Annotated in this window: 16 protein-coding genes and 1 pseudogene; 10 read left to right on the forward strand and 7 right to left on the reverse strand. The window is 51.4% G+C overall.

What is annotated here, in order from left to right:
- The first annotated feature begins 16 nt into the window (after window positions 1-16).
- Entirely contained in the window at window positions 17-469 is a 453-nt protein-coding gene (locus V6575_RS22125; RefSeq protein WP_340277567.1) for a type II toxin-antitoxin system RatA family toxin, read from the forward strand.
- 27 nt (window positions 470-496) lie between these two features.
- Here V6575_RS22125 and V6575_RS22130 read toward each other — a convergent pair whose 3' ends face one another.
- The 5 genes from V6575_RS22130 to V6575_RS22150 form a co-directional block, all read right to left on the reverse strand.
- Window positions 497-940, reverse strand: a complete 444-nt coding sequence (locus V6575_RS22130; RefSeq protein WP_340277569.1) for a hypothetical protein — start codon at window positions 938-940, stop codon at window positions 497-499.
- A 97-nt stretch (window positions 941-1,037) separates the two neighbouring features.
- Complete coding sequence (locus V6575_RS22135) at window positions 1,038-1,499, reverse strand: hypothetical protein (protein ID WP_340277571.1); 462 nt, start codon at window positions 1,497-1,499, stop codon at window positions 1,038-1,040.
- Window positions 1,500-1,685: 186 nt separating this feature from the next.
- Window positions 1,686-2,030: a hypothetical protein gene (locus V6575_RS22140; protein WP_340277572.1), complete on the reverse strand. Its 345-nt coding sequence runs from the start codon at window positions 2,028-2,030 to the stop codon at window positions 1,686-1,688.
- A gap of 201 nt (window positions 2,031-2,231) precedes the next feature.
- Window positions 2,232-2,735 carry a CinA family protein gene (locus V6575_RS22145; RefSeq protein WP_422785618.1) on the reverse strand — a complete coding sequence of 168 codons (504 nt, stop codon included), beginning with the start codon at window positions 2,733-2,735 and terminating at the stop codon, window positions 2,232-2,234.
- Window positions 2,732-4,000, reverse strand: coding sequence for a bifunctional 2-C-methyl-D-erythritol 4-phosphate cytidylyltransferase/2-C-methyl-D-erythritol 2,4-cyclodiphosphate synthase (locus tag V6575_RS22150; RefSeq protein WP_340277573.1), 1,269 nt, complete (start codon window positions 3,998-4,000; stop codon window positions 2,732-2,734). The genes V6575_RS22145 and V6575_RS22150 overlap by 4 nt, the downstream gene beginning before the upstream one ends.
- A gap of 298 nt (window positions 4,001-4,298) precedes the next feature.
- On the opposite strand from V6575_RS22150, the gene dusB reads away from it, so the two are divergent.
- The 9 genes from dusB (at window position 4,299) to hflX (ending at window position 15,988) form a co-directional block, all read left to right on the forward strand.
- Complete coding sequence (gene dusB, locus V6575_RS22155; protein WP_340277575.1) at window positions 4,299-5,324, forward strand: tRNA dihydrouridine synthase DusB; 1,026 nt, start codon at window positions 4,299-4,301, stop codon at window positions 5,322-5,324.
- Window positions 5,321-6,460, forward strand: coding sequence for a two-component system sensor histidine kinase NtrB (locus V6575_RS22160; RefSeq protein WP_340277576.1), 1,140 nt, complete (start codon window positions 5,321-5,323; stop codon window positions 6,458-6,460). Before dusB ends, V6575_RS22160 begins: the two co-directional genes overlap by 4 nt.
- 2 nt (window positions 6,461-6,462) lie before the next feature.
- Window positions 6,463-7,902, forward strand: a complete 1,440-nt coding sequence (ntrC, locus tag V6575_RS22165; RefSeq protein ID WP_340277577.1) for a nitrogen regulation protein NR(I) — start codon at window positions 6,463-6,465, stop codon at window positions 7,900-7,902.
- Window positions 7,903-8,136: 234 nt separating this feature from the next.
- Window positions 8,137-10,386 (forward strand): sensor histidine kinase NtrY-like, encoded by a 2,250-nt coding sequence (locus V6575_RS22170; protein WP_340277578.1) that lies wholly within the window; start codon window positions 8,137-8,139, stop codon window positions 10,384-10,386.
- A complete protein-coding gene (ntrX, locus tag V6575_RS22175; protein ID WP_340277579.1) occupies window positions 10,376-11,743 on the forward strand; it encodes a nitrogen assimilation response regulator NtrX in 1,368 nt (455 codons plus the stop codon). The genes V6575_RS22170 and ntrX overlap by 11 nt, the downstream gene beginning before the upstream one ends.
- A 51-nt stretch (window positions 11,744-11,794) precedes the next feature.
- Entirely contained in the window at window positions 11,795-13,171 is a 1,377-nt protein-coding gene (trkA, locus tag V6575_RS22180; RefSeq protein WP_340277580.1) for a Trk system potassium transporter TrkA, read from the forward strand.
- A gap of 139 nt (window positions 13,172-13,310) precedes the next feature.
- Window positions 13,311-14,174 (forward strand): D-amino-acid transaminase, encoded by an 864-nt coding sequence (locus V6575_RS22185; RefSeq protein WP_340277581.1) that lies wholly within the window; start codon window positions 13,311-13,313, stop codon window positions 14,172-14,174.
- Window positions 14,175-14,356: 182 nt separating this feature from the next.
- The gene (gene hfq / locus V6575_RS22190; RefSeq protein WP_340277582.1) at window positions 14,357-14,611 is read left to right on the forward strand and encodes an RNA chaperone Hfq; all 255 of its coding nucleotides are present in this window, start codon (window positions 14,357-14,359) and stop codon (window positions 14,609-14,611) included.
- Window positions 14,612-15,988 (forward strand): GTPase HflX, encoded by a 1,377-nt coding sequence (hflX, locus tag V6575_RS22195; RefSeq protein WP_422785619.1) that lies wholly within the window; start codon window positions 14,612-14,614, stop codon window positions 15,986-15,988.
- Window positions 15,989-16,286: 298 nt separating this feature from the next.
- Here hflX and V6575_RS22200 read toward each other — a convergent pair.
- Window positions 16,287-16,496, reverse strand: a pseudogene (locus tag V6575_RS22200) (transposase); the annotation flags it as partial.
- Between the two features lie 20 nt (window positions 16,497-16,516).
- Complete coding sequence (locus V6575_RS22205; RefSeq protein WP_340277583.1) at window positions 16,517-16,852, reverse strand: HIT domain-containing protein; 336 nt, start codon at window positions 16,850-16,852, stop codon at window positions 16,517-16,519.
- Window positions 16,853-17,305: the final 453 nt, after the last annotated feature.

Raw genomic sequence — 17,305 nt, forward strand, 5'->3', positions numbered from 1 at the left:
CCGGACCTGCGAGCCCATGCCCAGCTTTTCCTCGACCCAAGTCGTCAATCACTCTGCGCGCAACATGTTTAATCTGGTCGCAGATGTGGAACAATATCCGCAGTTTGTGCCTTTATGTCAGGCGCTTCAAGTGCGCGGACGCAAGCCGCTGGATAACGGTCGGGCAATTCTGGTTGCTGATATGACGGTTGCCTATAAGGTCTTCAAGGAGACATTTACCAGCCGGGTTGAACTCATTCCGGATACCGAGACAATTCTGGTCGAATATCTCGACGGTCCCTTCAAGCACCTGGAAAATCGCTGGACATTCCATGATTGTGGGGAGGGGACCAGCGAAGTCAGATTTTTCATTGATTATGAATTTAAGAGCCGTGCACTGGGCTCTCTGATGGGGGCGATGTTTGATCGAGCTTTTCGGAAGTTCTCAGGCGCGTTCGAAGAACGGGCAAACGCCGTATATGATAGCTGAACCGAAACTCTAAAGCATTGCATTTGATTATTTGAAGCCTTTGAAGGCGTCGCTTATGACGTTCATCCTGCTCGGCCTGACGTCCTGTCCGCTTCTGGCTTCTCGCAATTGCGTGATTTCCTTATCAGACATACCAATGGATTCAAGGGTCACCTGTCGATTGGGATCCTCACAAAATACTTTCCGATTGTCCTTTTTATTTTCCTCAACGACCAGCTTGCGCCCGGCCTTGGCTTCATCCTCGGTCCACAGTACCGTGAGTTTCCTTACCCAGAATGTCTTGTCACAGTAGATTGCTTGGACATAGCCTTCCTTGGGTTCGGTCAAAATCTGGTGATAGCCGTTGAATTTACCGGTATCCAATTGGGAGCGGATATAGAAGTCATCGCTTATATCTCCAGTTTGGGCGTAGACAATCTCAGCCGCGGAAAAGCAGACTGCTACCGTCAAAATATATTTCAATGTTTTCATAGTGTTGTGTCCCTAGATGAAAGACGAAACGCATTATGAAAACCCAGCTAATGCTTGTTTTTTAGCTAATGGCAGATGGGTTAAGTTTGAATGACGATCAATCGTGATAACTTGTCTTTTGGCGGCGATTTCCTGTCTTAAAGGAGTCGGCGATGGTGCTGAAACGGTTGACGCCTCCCAGATCCTGGCCGTTTGTATACAGGACAATCCGTGCGTCCTGATCTATGCCAATATCATGAAGTGTGACCTGACGTTCAGGCTTGTCACAGATTGGCCGCCAGCCTTTGCCGAAATTAAATTCGACCCTCACTTCTCTGCGGTTTTCGACTTCAACCTGCGTCCAGGCAACGCTCACTGGGCGTATCCAGTAACTCCTGCCACAGTAAATTACCTGATGCATGCCCTCTGATTGGCGTTGAAAAATCTTGTGGCTGCCGGTAAAAACTCCATTCTGTTCTCGTGAAATTAAGTAGAAATCACCAGGCGTCATAAGTGCGGATGATGATGCGGAACCTGTCAGTAAACCAAAACAGATTGCAGCAAGAACCCATGCTTTCATCAAAACAAATGTCTCTCAAGTGATGGGCCGTGTATTGGGGAGTTCAGTTTATGGCTCATCTGTAATTTCATCATACTTATTTGCACCTATCATTCAGTTTGGAAATTGGGCTGCATTTTAAGTAATTTTGTAACGAATTTGATCTTGGCTATTTCTTCTTAGAGCTAAGTTCAAAACGGTATGCGCCTAGTTGGCTTTCTCTTTCTGTGCGTCTTTAAACGCTTCATAGCGAATGTTCGCTTTTAGGGTTTTGTCCGACGATTCAAGTACCCTTCTTGGCTCCAAGGAAATGCCGAGATCCAGAAGTGTTACTTGCCGCTCCGGGTTCAGACAAATTGGCCGCCAGCCTTTGCCGAAATTATATTCGATTTGTATCGTTCGCTGGTTTTCGCTTTCCACCTGGGACCATGCAATTGTATGTATCCGGACCCAATAGTTCTGCTCGCAGTAGATCACCTTGTAGGTATTTGGCTTTTCGGTTTGGAAAATCTGGTGGCTACCAGTGAAGTCTCCTTTTTTATCGCGGGACATGACGTAGTAGTCCCCGATTTTAGGAATTCCATCCGATAGAACTGAATTTGGAAGTAAAATTCCGATCAAGATGATTAGGCTGACAAGCCATAAGTATTTTACGATCATTAAAACATGCTCTTTGCGGCGCAGAAGCGAAAAGTGACCTAGCGTAACTAAATGCGCCGCTAAACAATTGTAATATATCGATAAATTTCTAAATTAGAAAACAGAATCTATTGCATTTAAGACAATCTTGAGAGACTTTCCGATGGCATTGTAACGAATTTGATCTCTCGTTTCGTGGCCGAAAGCGGCCGGATGGTGTGTTGTGACCTGTCCTTTGACTGCGATTGCGAAATGGACGGTTCCGACAGGTTTATCCTTGGTGCCTCCACCTGGGCCTGCAATTCCGGTCACAGAGATTGCTATGTGTGCGTGTGAACGCTCAAGAGCTCCCTCTGCCATGGCAATAGCGGTTTGCGGCGAGACAGCACCAAAGGCCTGCAGTGTCTCAAGGGGAACCCCGAGCATTTCTTGCTTTGCCTCATTCGAATAGGTGACAAACCCGCGGTCCACGACTGCTGAAGAACCTGGTACTTCGGTCAACAATCCAGCAATCAATCCACCCGTGCAGGATTCAGCTGTCGCAATCATTGCGTTTTTGTAGCGCGCCGCGGCGATCACCTCTTCGGCCATCGTCAGTAAATTAGCCCAATCCGTCATACTGCGTCATCCTCTGCAAAGGGGAGTCGTACCGTCACGGCGGCCATCGACGCGATTCCTTCTCGCCGCCCCGTGAAACCTAGACGTTCCGATGTTGTTGCCTTGACCGAGACACGGGAAACAGGCAGGTCGCAAATCCCTGCAATAGCAGCTCGCATATCCTGACGGTGTGGCCCGATTTTCGGTGCCTCGCAAATGATGGTCACATCAATATGGGCGACCCGGCCGCCAAGTTCATGAACCCGCCTGATTGCATCTAACAGGAACTGATCGGATGCAGCACTTTTCCACTTTGGATCTGAGGGTGGGAAATGGGTGCCGATATCTCCATCTCCGATTGAGCCCAGAACCGCGTCTGTGATTGCATGCAGCACGACATCTGCATCGGAGTGGCCTTTCAGTTTTTTAGAATGGGGTATTAAGTGCCCTCCCAGAATGACAGCATCGCCATCATCAAAGGCATGCACATCATATCCAGTCCCTATTCTGACATCTAGCAATTCACTCAGTTTGGGAGTGGCAGAGGATACCGGATCGGATTTTAAAGAATGAGTCATTCCGACTTTCTTTCGAGCCCGTTCGAGGTCAGGCAGTGTTGTGATCTTTATGTTTTCCGGCGAGCCTTCGGCAAGAACCACCGGAACCCTCATGGCTTCAACGACAGATGTATCATCGGTATGTTCAAGTTTGCCTTGGGTTTCTGCCAGCATATGAGCGCTCAGGATAGTTTCGAAATTGAATCCCTGCGGCGTTTGAGCGGTCCACAGGTGCGTCCGATCAACGGTCTCCAACTGTGAGGTCGCGGGGACTTGGCGTTTCAAAGTGTCAAAGACAGGCACTGCAGGCAAAACAGCTACATTTCCTTTTCTGAGCTTCTCAATCACGTTGTTGATTACATCTGATGATACAAAGGGGCGTGCCGCATCGTGAATTAGAACCGATGTACAATCCTTGCCAGTGAGCGCCTTAAGCCCAGCAGAGACAGACAACTGACGAGTGGCTCCTCCTACAACGGAGGGCAGGAGATCAGCAATTAGATTGGTTTCAAGGTCTTGGACAGCCTGATCGTAAAGGTCACCGTCGTCCACATGGCGCACAACGACGACTTGATAGATGTCCGGGTGCCCCAGAAATGCCGACAAGGTTTGGGTCAGTATCGTCCGCCCGCCAAGGTCCAGATACTGCTTCGGCAGGTCCGTTTCAGTGGACTGCATTCGTGCACCGCGTCCTGCCGCAACGATGATCACTGCCACTTGATTGGTCATTTGGTTCGCATCCTGTGTTTCTCTGGCTTTCTACTCCGGATTGATGGCGAGGGCAAAATGCCGATACAACTCCGTATTTCTGCTGAATGAAGAAGGCTGAATTAGTTCTTTCTTATAAGGAGTTAGTCTATTTATTCTGAACTACCGTATTCTTCGGCGCGAGACGGCTTGATTGTTGTTGATGTTAAGAAAAACTCAGGCGTGCAAATGACGCTTGATGCAATTGATATGCTGATTTATTCCTTGCTGCAACGTAGAAAATGTCTAGGATATAGGCAAAGTAGTGTATGCACAGGTTATGAGCACTTTGAGCGTTACGGCCAACCCAAATACGATCCGGATCGGTTCATATGAACTTCGAAACCGTGCTGTCCTGGCTCCAATGTCCGGGGTAAGCGATCTGCCGTTTCGCAAGATAGCCGATCGGTTCAATGCTGGAATGGTCGTGAGTGAGATGGTTGCCAGCGAATCTTTCGTGCGTGGCGATGCGGAAACCCAGATGCGGACAGAAGCTCAGGGTAATGGCTTGCATGTGGTTCAGATCGCTGGCCGTGAAGCCCATTGGATGGGCGAGGCAGCCAAGGTGATTGCCGGAGCTGGTGCGGATATTATCGATATCAACATGGGATGTCCTGCCAAGAAGGTGACCTCAGGTTATTCCGGATCAGCCTTGATGCGGGACCTTGACCACGCACTGACGCTTATTGAGGCAACAGTTGCTGCGGTCGATGTGCCCGTAACTTTGAAAATGCGACTCGGCTGGGACGAGGCCACTCTGAATGCTGCTGAACTTGGCAGCAGAGCTGAGGCGGCTGGTGTGCAATTGCTTACGGTTCATGGCCGCACAAGAAGTCAATTTTACAAGGGCAGGGCAGACTGGTCGGCCATCCGCCCTGTCGTTGACGCCGTTTCCATTCCTGTCATCGCCAATGGTGATTGCTGCAGTTTTGAAGATGCTGACGCCATGTTGGCAGCTTCTGGTGCCAATGCTGTGATGGTCGGACGAGGAGCCTATGGAAGGCCCTGGTTGCCAGGCCATATCGGTCACTATCTTGAGTCCGGCCAGAAACTGCCAGATCCAACAGGAACGGAACTCCGCGATCTGGTGATTGATCATTACGAGGCGATTATCTCTCATTATGGACCGTTGCCTGGCGTTCGCATCGCGCGCAAGCATCTTGGTTGGTATTTTGATAATGCCGGCCTGGGCTCTGACTTGCCGGGACCCATACGCAAAACCCTGATGACCTCAAATGACCCTGCTGAAGTCATTCGTTTGGCGGATGTCTGGTTGTCTTCTTTGTCTGAACGGAGTGCTGCATGACAGCTGAATCCCCGACCAGTGGGCGTGTGGCCGCTTTGACCAACGACGGCCCGACCATTCTGGATTCACTCCCTCACCCTGTGCTTTTGGTCGCACCTGATGGCGTGATTGAATCCGCTAATATGGCTGCTGAGATATTCATGCGGTCCAGTGTTTCCGTTCTGCGGCGTCATCCGATTGAATATTTCGTTCCATTTGGCAGCCCGTTGCTTACGTTGATCGATCAGGTGCGTGACCGAGGTGCGGCCGTCAATGAATACAAGGTTGATATCGGATCACCGCGTATCGGTGCCCCCAAGATTGTTGATATCAATGCTTCTCCTGTAATCAATCGCCCGGGTGCTGTGGTTCTGATGTTTCAGGAACGCTCCATGGCTGAAAAGATCGACAGGCAGTTGACCTCAAGAGGAGCTGCGCGGACGGTCACCAGTTTGGCTGAAATGCTGGCACATGAGATCAAAAATCCACTGTCGGGCATTCGCGGTGCAGCTCAGCTTCTAGAGCAATCGGTTCCCGATGAAGACCGGCCGTTGACCAGGTTGATCACTGATGAAACAGACCGGATCGTCAAGCTTGTAGATCGGATGGAAGTCTTTTCCGACGAACGGCCTATTGAACGCGAACCGGTAAACATTCATGTGGTTCTGGATCACGTGAAAAGACTGGCCGACAGCGGATTTGCGCGCAACAAGCGCATCCTGGAAGCCTACGACCCCTCTTTGCCGCCAGTCTATGCCAACAAGGATCAGCTGATCCAGGTCTTCCTGAACCTGATCAAAAATGCGAGTGAAGCGATTGGGAATGACCCGGACGGTGAAATTCGGATCACCACGGCCTTCAGACCAGGAATTCGGCTCTCGGTTCCCGGAACCCAACAGCGGGTATCTCTACCGCTTGAATATTGTGTCGAGGACAATGGCCCGGGCGTGCCCGAGGATCTCCTGCCACATCTTTTTGAGCCCTTCATCACGACAAAGACAAATGGATCCGGCCTTGGCCTTGCGCTGGTCGCCAAGATCATTGGCGATCATGGTGGTGTTATCGAATGCGATAGCCGTCCACGGAAAACAATTTTCCGGATCTTGATGCCGACTTTTATTGAACCTGAGGCTTCCTCCAGCGACAGGACCGAATGATCATGCCGACAGGCACAATTCTCGTAGCAGACGACGACGCGGCTATCCGCACAGTGCTCAATCAAGCGCTGTCCCGGGCTGGCTATACTGTTCGCCTGACCTCCAATGCCGCAACTCTTTGGCGTTGGGTCAGCTCTGGTGACGGCGATCTTGTCATCACCGATGTGGTGATGCCTGACGAAAACATCTTTGATGTTCTTCCGCGGATCAAAAAGCTTCGCCCGGACCTACCGGTTCTGGTTATGAGCGCTCAAAACACCTTCATGACTGCTATCCGTGCGTCGGAAAAAGGGGCTTATGAGTACTTGCCGAAGCCTTTTGATCTGAAGGAGATGATCAACATAGTTGGCCGCGCGCTGGAAGAGCCAAAAGTCCGACGCCCAGTCGAAACTGATGACATGAGCGAGGGCATGCCTCTGGTTGGACGGTCGCCTGCCATGCAGGAAATATACAGAGTTTTGGCGCGCCTGATGCAGACCGATTTGACGGTCATGATCAACGGTGAATCGGGTACCGGTAAAGAGCTGGTCGCAAAGGCATTGCATGATTATGGCAAGCGGCGGAACGGCCCTTTCGTTGCGATCAACATGGCGGCGATACCGAGAGATCTCATTGAAGCTGAACTCTTCGGCCATGAGAAAGGTGCCTTTACAGGCGCGCAACTGAGAAGTTCAGGCCGTTTCGAGCAAGCTGATGGCGGAACGCTGTTTCTGGATGAAATTGGCGATATGCCCATGGAAGCGCAGACGCGGCTTTTACGGGTCTTGCAACAAGGCGAATATACAACAGTTGGTGGCCGTACGCCGATCAAGACCGATGTCCGGATTGTTGCCGCAACCAATAAGGACCTTCGTCAGGCAATCAATCAGGGGTTGTTCCGCGAAGATCTTTATTTCCGCCTTAATGTTGTTCCGATCAGATTGCCACCACTGCGTGAGCGCGTAGAAGACATTCCTGATCTTGTCCGGCATTTCTTCACTCAGGCTGAAAAAGAGGGGCTGCCGCCCAAGCAAGTTGATCAGGCAGCTCTAAATCTTCTTCGCAGATATCGTTGGCCTGGCAACATTCGCGAGCTTGAAAACCTGGTACGCAGACTGGCAGCGCTTTATCCGCAGGATGTGATCGGAGAGTCTCTACTTGAGCAGGAACTCAGCCAACCGGTTACCTCTGCCTTAGAGGAGGAGGATGCGGAGAACATCAACCTCGGAGCGTCTGTGGAACGGTATCTGGGCGGCTACTTCGATAATTACGGCGAAACATTGCCACCTCCTGGTCTCTATCATCGGATTTTGCGCGAAGTCGAATATCCATTGATCAGCGCAGCGCTTGCAGCAACACGGGGCAATCAGATCAAGGCGGCAGAACTTCTGGGGGTCAACCGCAACACATTGCGCAAAAAGATTCGTGATTTAGACATCCAGGTGATGCGCTCTTCACGCTGACCTGCGGTTTTTGTCACGTCCAGAGTTTTTCGTGGTTTGGGCAAGCTGATGAGAAGATGCGCCTTTCCATATTTTTATGAGTGAATAGCAGGGCACTTTGGTGCCTTGCTTGTAGACATCCCTTCCAAGCACTAGCATTGTCTCAATTTAGCAACAATCTGTGGTAACTGTGCCGCAGTTCTTGTGGCGGCTCGGTTCTCGATGCCGTTTTTCAGAGAGTGACGCAGAGGGGGCATGACACTGGGACTTTCTCAGAAGACGGCAGATACTCAGGTTTCCCAAGGTAAACTCGGACGCCGCCTGGGGTTGGCGATCATGTTGGTTGCCCTGCTGTCCATCGGAATCACATTTGTGGTTCTGACCGGCCTGACGTCTATTGCGCCAACGCAAAATGTCATTTTTACCGCCATGATCGTAAATGGTGTCTTGGCGAGTTGTCTGATTGCGGCCATCGTTTGGGAAATCACAAAGCTCCTGAACGCACGCAGACGTGGGCGTGCTGCTGCCCGCCTTCATGTCCGCATCGTCACATTGTTCAGTCTCGTTGCAGCAATTCCAGCCATCTTGATGGCTATTTTGGCTACAGTGACCCTGGATCGTGGCCTCGACCGTTGGTTCGAGGATCGTACCCGCCAGATTATCGACAATGCACTGGTCGTCGCCCAAGCCTATCTTCAGGAACATGCACGTGTGCTGCGCGCTGACCTTATCGCCATGGCGAACGATGTAGACCGAGCCAAGGCAGTTTACGACTTTGAACCGACCCGTTTCGATGGTTTCTTTAATGCTCAAGCTTCAGTCCGTGGTCTGGTCGCTGCCTTTATCATGAGTTCTGATGGAACGGTTATCACCCGCATAGTCCTTGATCCGCGGGTAAATATTCTCCTGCCGCCCAAGGACAGTATGAAGAAGGCCCGTAAAGGCGAACCGATCCTGATTGCCCCCGGCAAGTCTAATCTGGTTGGCGGCATCATGAAGCTGTCAGCCTATCAGGATTTCTATCTCTACGCCGTGCGCTCTATGGACCAACGGGTCATTGAATATCAACGTCTTGCGGAGGAGGGGGCGCTGCAATACAGCGAATTGGAGAACAGCCGATTTGGCGTTCAAGTCGCCTTTGCGCTGTTGTATTTGGGTGTAGCCCTGATCCTCCTGCTTTCCGCCATCTGGATTGGCTTCGGGTTTGCAAATAGGCTTGTATCTCCCATTCGCTCTCTTATTTCGGCCGCTGATGAAGTGTCTAACGGTAATCTTTCTGTAAAAGTGGAGACCCATAAATCGGAAGGTGATCTTGCCAGCCTGGGCTCTACCTTCAACAAAATGACGGGGCAGCTGCTGGGGCAGCGTGATGCATTACTGGCCGCAAATGAGCAGATCGACCGGAGGCGCAGGTTCAATGAAGCTGTCTTGTCTGGGGTCTCAACCGGTGTAATCGGCATTGATGACGATGGGTCTGTGATGATGGTGAACCGGTCTGCTGAGGCGCTGCTTCAAGTCGATGAAATGATTCTTTTGGGCAAGCCGTTTATTGATGTGATTCCCGAGCTTTACGATTTTCTTTCTCACGCATTTGAAGAAGACAGCGAACGCTTTCAGGAAACGCAGCTTGAGGTTTCCCTCAACAATCGCCAAAGGACATTGAATGTCCGTTTGACCAGTGAGCAGTCGACCCGGCGCGAGCATGGTTATGTTGTCACTATTGACGATATAACTGATTTGGTTTCGGCGCAGCGTAACTCAGCCTGGGCCGATGTCGCTCGCCGTATTGCCCATGAAATCAAGAACCCACTGACCCCGATCCAATTATCAGCTGAGCGGATTCGCAGACGCTATGGCAAAAAGGTCGAGGATGATCGGTCTGTGTTTGATCAATGCATCGACACAATCATTCGGCAAGTCGGGGATATCGGCCAGATGGTCGACGAGTTCTCGTCATTTGCCCGGATGAGGAAGCCAACAAAGACATCTGGTGACATGCGTACGACCTTGCGAGAAGCTGCCTTTATGCAAACGGTCGGTAATCCTGATATCCAGATTGCGACGACAATGCCGGAAGATCCGGTGATTGCAACCTATGACCCACGGTTGATCGGTCAGGCCCTGACAAATGTGATCAAGAATGCAGCTGAAGCGATTTCAGGGCGGGAAGGGGATACTTTCTCCGACGGGCAAATTTCGATCACGCTTATTCGTAACAGCGACCATCTTGTGATCGATGTCATCGACAATGGGATTGGCCTGCCGCAGGAAAACAGACAAAGGTTGCTTGAACCCTATATGACGACCCGTGAAAAGGGCACCGGCCTGGGGCTCGCAATCGTGCGAAAGATATTGGAGGATCACGGTGGAAACATTGAGTTACTCGATGCGCCTGCCAATGATTCAGGGAAGAGCGGCACTCTTGTGCGATTGACCATCGGGGTCAATTCAATGAGTGCTGAAGACGACAAGAACGAAAAGATAGTGACCACCGATGGCGTATGACATTCTTGTAGTTGACGATGAAAAAGATATTCGGGAGCTGATTGCTGGTATTCTGGATGACGAAGGCTATGGCACCCGGATTGCGCGCGACAGCGATACAGCCATTGCGGCGATCAAGGACCGACGACCTTCGCTGGTGATTTTGGATATCTGGCTGCAGGGAAGTCGGCTTGATGGTTTAGGCGTGCTTGATGTTATCAGGCAGACAGATCCTGATTTGCCTGTGGTGATCATCTCAGGTCATGGCAATATCGAAACGGCGGTCTCTGCAATCAAAAGAGGCGCCTATGACTACATTGAAAAGCCGTTCAAGTCTGACCGTTTGATCCATATAGTCGAACGCGCTCTGGAAGCCTCGAGCCTGAAACGGGAAGTTAAAGATCTCAAGCAGCGAAGCGGAGATGCGACCGGCATTGTCGGAGAATCAAGCGCAGCCAATCAACTTCGCCAAACGATCCAGAAAGTGGCGATCACCAACAGCCGTATCATGATTACCGGGCCTTCCGGCTCTGGCAAAGAGCTGACAGCCCGTATGATCCACGAGCTGTCGCCACGGGTAAAAAGCCCGTTCGTTGTTCTGAACGCTGCAACCATTACGCCTGAGCGCATGGAAGAAGAGCTGTTCGGTGTTGAAGATACCAACGGACACCTGCGCAAAATTGGTGCGCTTGAAGAAGCTCATGGTGGCACGCTATATCTCGACGAGATCGGCGATATGCCTGCTGAAACCCAAAATAAAATCCTACGGGTACTTGTCGAGCAGAGCTTTACCCGTGTTGGGGGGGCGACCAAGGTTCAGGTCGATATCCGGATCTTGTCTTCCACCGCTAAAAATTTGGAAGAACAGATTGCTGCAGGCCTGTTTCGACAGGACCTTTATCATCGCTTGGGCGTCGTGCCTTTAAGGGTACCTGGTCTTGCAGAGCGCCGTGAAGATGTTCCGATTTTGATCAAATACTTCATGGAGCAGATATCTACGGCCTCCGGCATTCCACTTCGGCAGATTGGAGATGACGCTATGGCTGTCCTTCAGACACATGATTGGCCAGGCAATGTCCGTCAGCTGCGTAACAACGTTGAACGCCTGCTTATTCTGGCGCGCGGCGAGCCGGACAGTGTCATTACTGCTGACCTTCTACCTGCAGAAGTTGGTGCTATGCTGCCCAACTTGCCAACAACGGGCGGCGGTGAACACCTGATGTCCGTGCCGCTGCGCGAGGCACGAGAAATCTTTGAACGCGATTATCTTCAGGCCCAAATCAAGCGGTTTGATGGGAATATTTCACGCACATCTGAGTTCGTTGGCATGGAGCGCTCGGCTCTGCACCGAAAACTAAAGACGTTGGGGCTGTCCTGAGCCTTTGTCTCTGCTATGGGATGCAATGATCTTCTGTAGAGGAACTTCGTTATGAAAGTCGTGATTTGTGGCGCCGGCCAGGTTGGCTACGGCATAGCAGAGCGCCTTGCCGCCGAACAGAACGATGTTTCGGTGATCGATTCCTCGCCGAAATTGATCAATGCAATTGGTGATCAACTCGATGTCCGTGGCTTTGTTGGACATGGTGCGCATCCTGAGGTTCTGGCGCAGGCCGGTGCTGAAGAAGCAGACATGATCATCGCGGTCACTCTTTATGACGAAGTGAACATGGTTGCTTGCCAGGTCGCCCATTCGCTCTTTAACGTGCCAACGAAGGTCGCGCGTATTCGGTCCCAGAGCTATTTGCAGGGCCGTTGGCAGAACCTCTTCTCCCGTGAAAATCTTCCGATCGACGTGATCATTTCTCCGGAAATCGAAGTTGGTGAAATGGTGCTGCGTCGTTTGGCGCTGCCAGGTGCGGTCGAGACGGTGCGGTTTGCCGATGATCAGATTGTCACTGTTGGTATCATGTGCGAGGAGGACTGCCCCGTTGTGGACACGCCTCTGCGCCAGTTGACCGAACTCTTTCCTGACTTGAGTGCTGTCGTTGTCGGTGTGTTTCGGAACAACAAACTGTTCGTCCCCAAGAGCTCGGATTCGCTTCTGGTTGGCGATCTTGCTTATGTGGTGGCCCAACGTGATCAAGTGCGTCGTACGCTCGGAATTTTCGGCCATGAAGAGCCGGAGGCCAGCCGGGTCGTAATCGCAGGCGGCGGCAACATTGGTCTTTATGTCGCCCGAGCTCTTGAGCAACGCCAAAGCAATACCCGTATTAAACTGATCGAAGCGTCACGGGAGCGGGCGGTCAGCATCGCCGATGAATTGAAGCGCTCAGTCATCCTGCACGGAAGCGCGTTGGATCAGTCGATTTTGGATGAGGCCGATGTTGGGACTGCAGATACAATGGTCGCACTGACCAATGAGGACGAGGTGAATATTCTGTCCTCGGTCATGGCCAAGAAACTTGGCTGTCGGCGGAATCTGTCGCTTCTTAACAATCCAAGCTATCCGGCCTTTGCTCAGGCATTAGGCATTGATGCCTTTATCAACCCGCGAGCTGTAACGATTTCAAAGATCCTTCAGCATGTCCGTCGCGGGCGTATTCGCGGTGTGCACTCTTTGCAAAATGGGGCTGCCGAAGTGGTGGAGGCAGAGGCTCTTGATACCTCGCCGCTGGTTGGGCGTCCCTTGCGCGAGATTGACTTGCCGTCCGGGATCCGAATTGGTGCTGTGTTCCGCGATGGAAAGGTGATCACGCCCAATGGGGAACTCCAGATCCAGGCTCAGGACAGAATTGTGATCTTTGCCGTTGCCGAACGGGTGAAACAGGTAGAGCAAATGTTCCGGGTGAGTCTTGATTTCTTCTAAGATTGGCGAATTGACCAGATCTTGGACTTGCGTTGTTTCCCGATAAAGTTCATGCCTTTAACAGTTTTTGTGCTGCCGGACAGCAGCTTCCGATGCAGTTTATCGTCGGAGAGCTTTCCGCGCCATTCAAGGAGATATCATGAGCAGGATCGCTTACGTTAACGGTCAATATATTGCCCATCAGGATGCAGCCGTGCATGTTGAAGATCGTGGCTATCAATTTGCCGATGGCGTTTATGAAGTCTGTGAAATCTGGCAGAATACCATCGTCGATATGCCCAGGCACATTGATCGTTTGGACCGTTCCCTGAATGAACTGCGCATTGGTTGGCCGATGGCGCGTTCTGCCCTGCTGTTTATCATGCGCGAAGTTGTGCGCAGAAACCGGGTTCGCAATGGAATAGTCTACATTCAAGTGACACGTGGTGTTTCCAGACGGGATCACTTTTTCCCGCCAGATGATGTTGTACCATCCATTGTCATCACAGCCCGTTCCTCCAATCCGAAAGCGGCTGACGCCGCGGCTGAAAAGGGTATTTCTGTAATTACCTTCCCGGAAAACCGCTGGCCACGCGTCGACATCAAGAGCGTTGCCTTGCTGCCAAATGTTCTGGCCAAACAGACAGCCAAGGAACAAGGCGCCAAGGAAGCCTGGTACTTTGACGCCGACAATAACGTTACTGAAGGCGGGTCAACCAACGCATGGATTGTGACCAAAGACGGGACATTGGTCACAAGACCTGCGGAAAACGGTATTTTGCGCGGCATTACCCGTTCTGTTGTTCTTGAGTTGGTTGCTCGAGAAGGCATCGCTTTCGAAGAACGGGCGTTTTCTGTGCAAGAAGCCAAAGATGCTCGGGAAGCTTTCGTAACGGCGGCTTCTACTCTTGTCATGCCCGTTATAAAAATTGATGATACGATACTTGGCAATGGACATCCGGGCTCAATCGCAATGCGATTGCGTGAACAGTTCCATACTGCTACTGATTTCTTAACGGTGTAAAAAAACAGTATAATTACTGTTGTGGTTTTGAAATTGGACGCGGACCAGTGCAGAATACGCGCTGATACATATTATAACTGGGTGCTAAGGGGCGGAAGCGTTTGTGTGTAAGGCCCCACAGCAATAATTGATTAAAAACACCGGATGCTCGGCCGCATCCGGGGGATACAGGATAAAAAAAGATGGCTGATCGCGCACAAAATTTGCAAGACACTTTTTTAAATCACGTTCGCAAGCAAAAAACTCCCCTGACAATCTTTCTGATCAATGGCGTCAAGCTGCAAGGTGTGGTGACCTGGTTTGATAATTTTTGTGTGCTTTTGCGCCGTGATGGTCATTCTCAGCTTGTCTACAAACATGCGATATCAACGATCATGCCGAATGGTCCGGTTCAGTTGTTTGAGCCAGAAGAGACTGGCGAAAAGGTGGTTAGCTGATTGGAACGCAAGTCTCCAGAAGACAATTCTGCGCATAATCATGGCCACGAAGAACAGGGCTTCGACTCGCGTCCACAGCCGTTCCGGGCGATCATTATTGAACCGGTTTTGCAGCATCGCATGGGCGGACCAGATGGTCATTTACGCTCAAACCGTAGCCCTGAAGCGCGTCTGGAAGAAGCCGTTGGCCTGAGTGCTGCGATTAATCTCGATATTGTTTCTTCTTCAGTCGTCAAGATCAGCAATCCAAAACCAGCAACGCTATTTGGCGAAGGCAAGGTTGAGGAATTTGCCGGCATTGTTGCTGCCGAAGAACTTGATCTTGTTGTAATTGATCACCCGCTGACGCCAATTCAGCAGAGAAATCTTGAGCGCAGATTGGCGACTAAGGTCATTGACCGGACAGGCTTGATTCTTGAGATCTTTGGTGACCGTGCACGCACCAAGGAAGGCAAGCTTCAGGTTGATCTGGCTCATCTGACCTGGCAGAAGAGCCGTCTTGTCCGGTCCTGGACCCACCTTGAACGCCAGCGCGGCGGAGCAGGGTTTATGGGCGGTCCCGGGGAAACACAGATTGAATCTGACAGACGCCAGATCGAAGACCGCATCATCATTTTGAAGAAGCAACTTGCGGGTGTCCGCAGGACTCGCGATCTGCACCGCAAGAAACGCAAAAAGATCCCGCAACCGGTCGTGGCTCTGGTTGGCTATACCAATGCGGGTAAATCAACGATGTTCAACCGTATGACAAAGGCGGATGTTTTTGCCGAGGATTTGTTGTTTGCAACACTGGATCCGACACTTCGCAAGATCAAGCTGCCCCATGGGCGGGAAGTGATCCTGTCCGACACGGTGGGCTTCATATCGGATTTGCCGACCCATTTGGTCGCAGCTTTTCGGGCGACTCTTGAAGAGGTCCTGGAGGCCGATCTCATTTTGCATGTCCGTGATATCTCGCAGGAGGACACGGATGCGCAGAACGAGGACGTCAAGAGAACGCTTGATGATCTGGGTGTCAGGCCACAAACCGGTGCACCTGTTGTCGAGGTCTGGAACAAGATTGATTGCCTTGATGCGGACCACCGTGAAAAGCTGCTTTCTGAAGCCTCTGATGAAGGGCCTATCTCCCTGTCTGCTCTGACAGGTGAGGGGATTGATCAGCTCTACAAACGGATCGATGCGTTCATCGCACAACATGACGACATTTTCACGGTCCGGTTGCCGGTCACTGATGGTGCCTTGATTGCACAGCTCTACCAGATTGCTGAAGTCCTGGAGCGTCAGGACGTGGAAGACTGGATCGAAGCAGAGGTCCGCGTCACCGACAAACAACGCGGTCCCTTCCGTACCGCTTTTGCGGCCTACTTGGAACACTGAAGAAAACGGAGAGGGACAGAGGTGCTTGCCTCTCGTTCCACACGCACCTTGAAGCGATGCCTATTTGTCTGTCCTGGGATAAGCATCATCACCGGGGCCAGATGGCAGGGCAGGTGGCTTCGAGCTTTGCTGGTCAAGAGCGACCGCTTCAGAGCTCCACCGGCAGGCTAACTTTTGGTAGTTCTCGAAGATAGCAGCCCGATAGATCCAGACCTGTGTTTCTGCGTCCCATTTCCAGCGTTCTGTGAGCGATACTTAAAGTGGGACTTCTGTGGGTTTCAGGGTAGGGGGCTGTCTCTCAAGTCTCCAGCATTTTATGCTTGAAGACTTCCGCTGGCGTTTTCCATTCGAGGCACTTTCGCGGCGTGTCGTTGAGCCTATCACAAATGTCTTTGAGGTCCGCCTGGCTGAAATGTTTCAAATCCAGTTGGCGAGGCAGCCATCGTCTGGCCCGCCGGTTGGTGTTCTCGACTGTACCTTTTTGCCACGGCGCGGAGGGATCGCAAAAAGGATCGCCTTGGCTGGCGCTTAACCGTCGCCGTGAGCACGCGGTATGATATGGAAATGCAGATGGTAGGTGTCTTGCTGGGCGTCATTCCCGTTACTGCTGACAATCTGCACGTCTTTGATACCCAACTTCTCCCGGTAAACCTGGCAAATTAGCCGGATGGCGGATGTCACCGCTAGCAGGCCTTCTTCCTTCACGTCGAAAATGTCCCTGGCGTGCCGCTTTGTAACCACCAGTGTGTGATATTCCGTGACAGGTGCTCGATCGAAGAACGCAATGACCCGCTCATTTTTATACACCTTCGCATCAGGCCTGACCCAACCGGCGCCAGTTTCGCAAAAGACATATCTTTTCATCGCACAAAGCTATGAGTAGGCAATGCCCCAATCAACACGACGATTTTCGGCTGCGTTCAATACCGAGCTATTTGCGGCTCGTCTTCGTTGATTTCGTAGTAGTCACCTTTGTCTTTGACGAATATGTGTTTTCCAATTTTCAGACCTGTCGGTCCGTTCAAAATCCCCGCAGCGATAGCAGTATTTTCATCTCCCTTCATCTGGTAAAAAAGGCTGGATCCGCAGAATTTACAGAATCCTCGTCTGGCAAAGCTCGAGGACTCATACCATTCAAGGCCGTCCTTATTGGAGAGGTACAGTTTATCCGTCGGCGCGTGACTGAAGTGGTCGCAGTTTTCCGGACAGGTTCGCGGCTGATTTAAGGTGTATCCAGGTTGTTTTTCATGCCGCCAAATTCAGGTGCCTGTCGGCCCAATATGCCTCCTTTGGTGTCTTGTGCTCAAGGGCTGAATG

The organism is Roseibium algae, assembly GCF_037783265.1.
GTDB lineage: Bacteria > Pseudomonadota > Alphaproteobacteria > Rhizobiales > Stappiaceae > Roseibium > Roseibium algae.

Coding starts and splice junctions, on each gene's coding strand:
- V6575_RS22125 (WP_340277567.1), top strand. CDS start 17: ATGCCCAGCTTTTCCTCGACCCAAGTCGTCAATCACTCTGCGCGCAAC.
- V6575_RS22130 (WP_340277569.1), bottom strand. CDS start 940: ATGAAAACATTGAAATATATTTTGACGGTAGCAGTCTGCTTTTCCGCG.
- V6575_RS22135 (WP_340277571.1), bottom strand. CDS start 1,499: ATGAAAGCATGGGTTCTTGCTGCAATCTGTTTTGGTTTACTGACAGGT.
- V6575_RS22140 (WP_340277572.1), bottom strand. CDS start 2,030: ATGTCCCGCGATAAAAAAGGAGACTTCACTGGTAGCCACCAGATTTTC.
- V6575_RS22145 (WP_422785618.1), bottom strand. CDS start 2,735: ATGACGGATTGGGCTAATTTACTGACGATGGCCGAAGAGGTGATCGCC.
- V6575_RS22150 (WP_340277573.1), bottom strand. CDS start 4,000: ATGACCAATCAAGTGGCAGTGATCATCGTTGCGGCAGGACGCGGTGCA.
- dusB (WP_340277575.1), top strand. CDS start 4,299: ATGAGCACTTTGAGCGTTACGGCCAACCCAAATACGATCCGGATCGGT.
- V6575_RS22160 (WP_340277576.1), top strand. CDS start 5,321: ATGACAGCTGAATCCCCGACCAGTGGGCGTGTGGCCGCTTTGACCAAC.
- ntrC (WP_340277577.1), top strand. CDS start 6,463: ATGCCGACAGGCACAATTCTCGTAGCAGACGACGACGCGGCTATCCGC.
- V6575_RS22170 (WP_340277578.1), top strand. CDS start 8,137: ATGACACTGGGACTTTCTCAGAAGACGGCAGATACTCAGGTTTCCCAA.
- ntrX (WP_340277579.1), top strand. CDS start 10,376: ATGGCGTATGACATTCTTGTAGTTGACGATGAAAAAGATATTCGGGAG.
- trkA (WP_340277580.1), top strand. CDS start 11,795: ATGAAAGTCGTGATTTGTGGCGCCGGCCAGGTTGGCTACGGCATAGCA.
- V6575_RS22185 (WP_340277581.1), top strand. CDS start 13,311: ATGAGCAGGATCGCTTACGTTAACGGTCAATATATTGCCCATCAGGAT.
- hfq (WP_340277582.1), top strand. CDS start 14,357: ATGGCTGATCGCGCACAAAATTTGCAAGACACTTTTTTAAATCACGTT.
- V6575_RS22205 (WP_340277583.1), bottom strand. CDS start 16,852: ATGAAAAGATATGTCTTTTGCGAAACTGGCGCCGGTTGGGTCAGGCCT.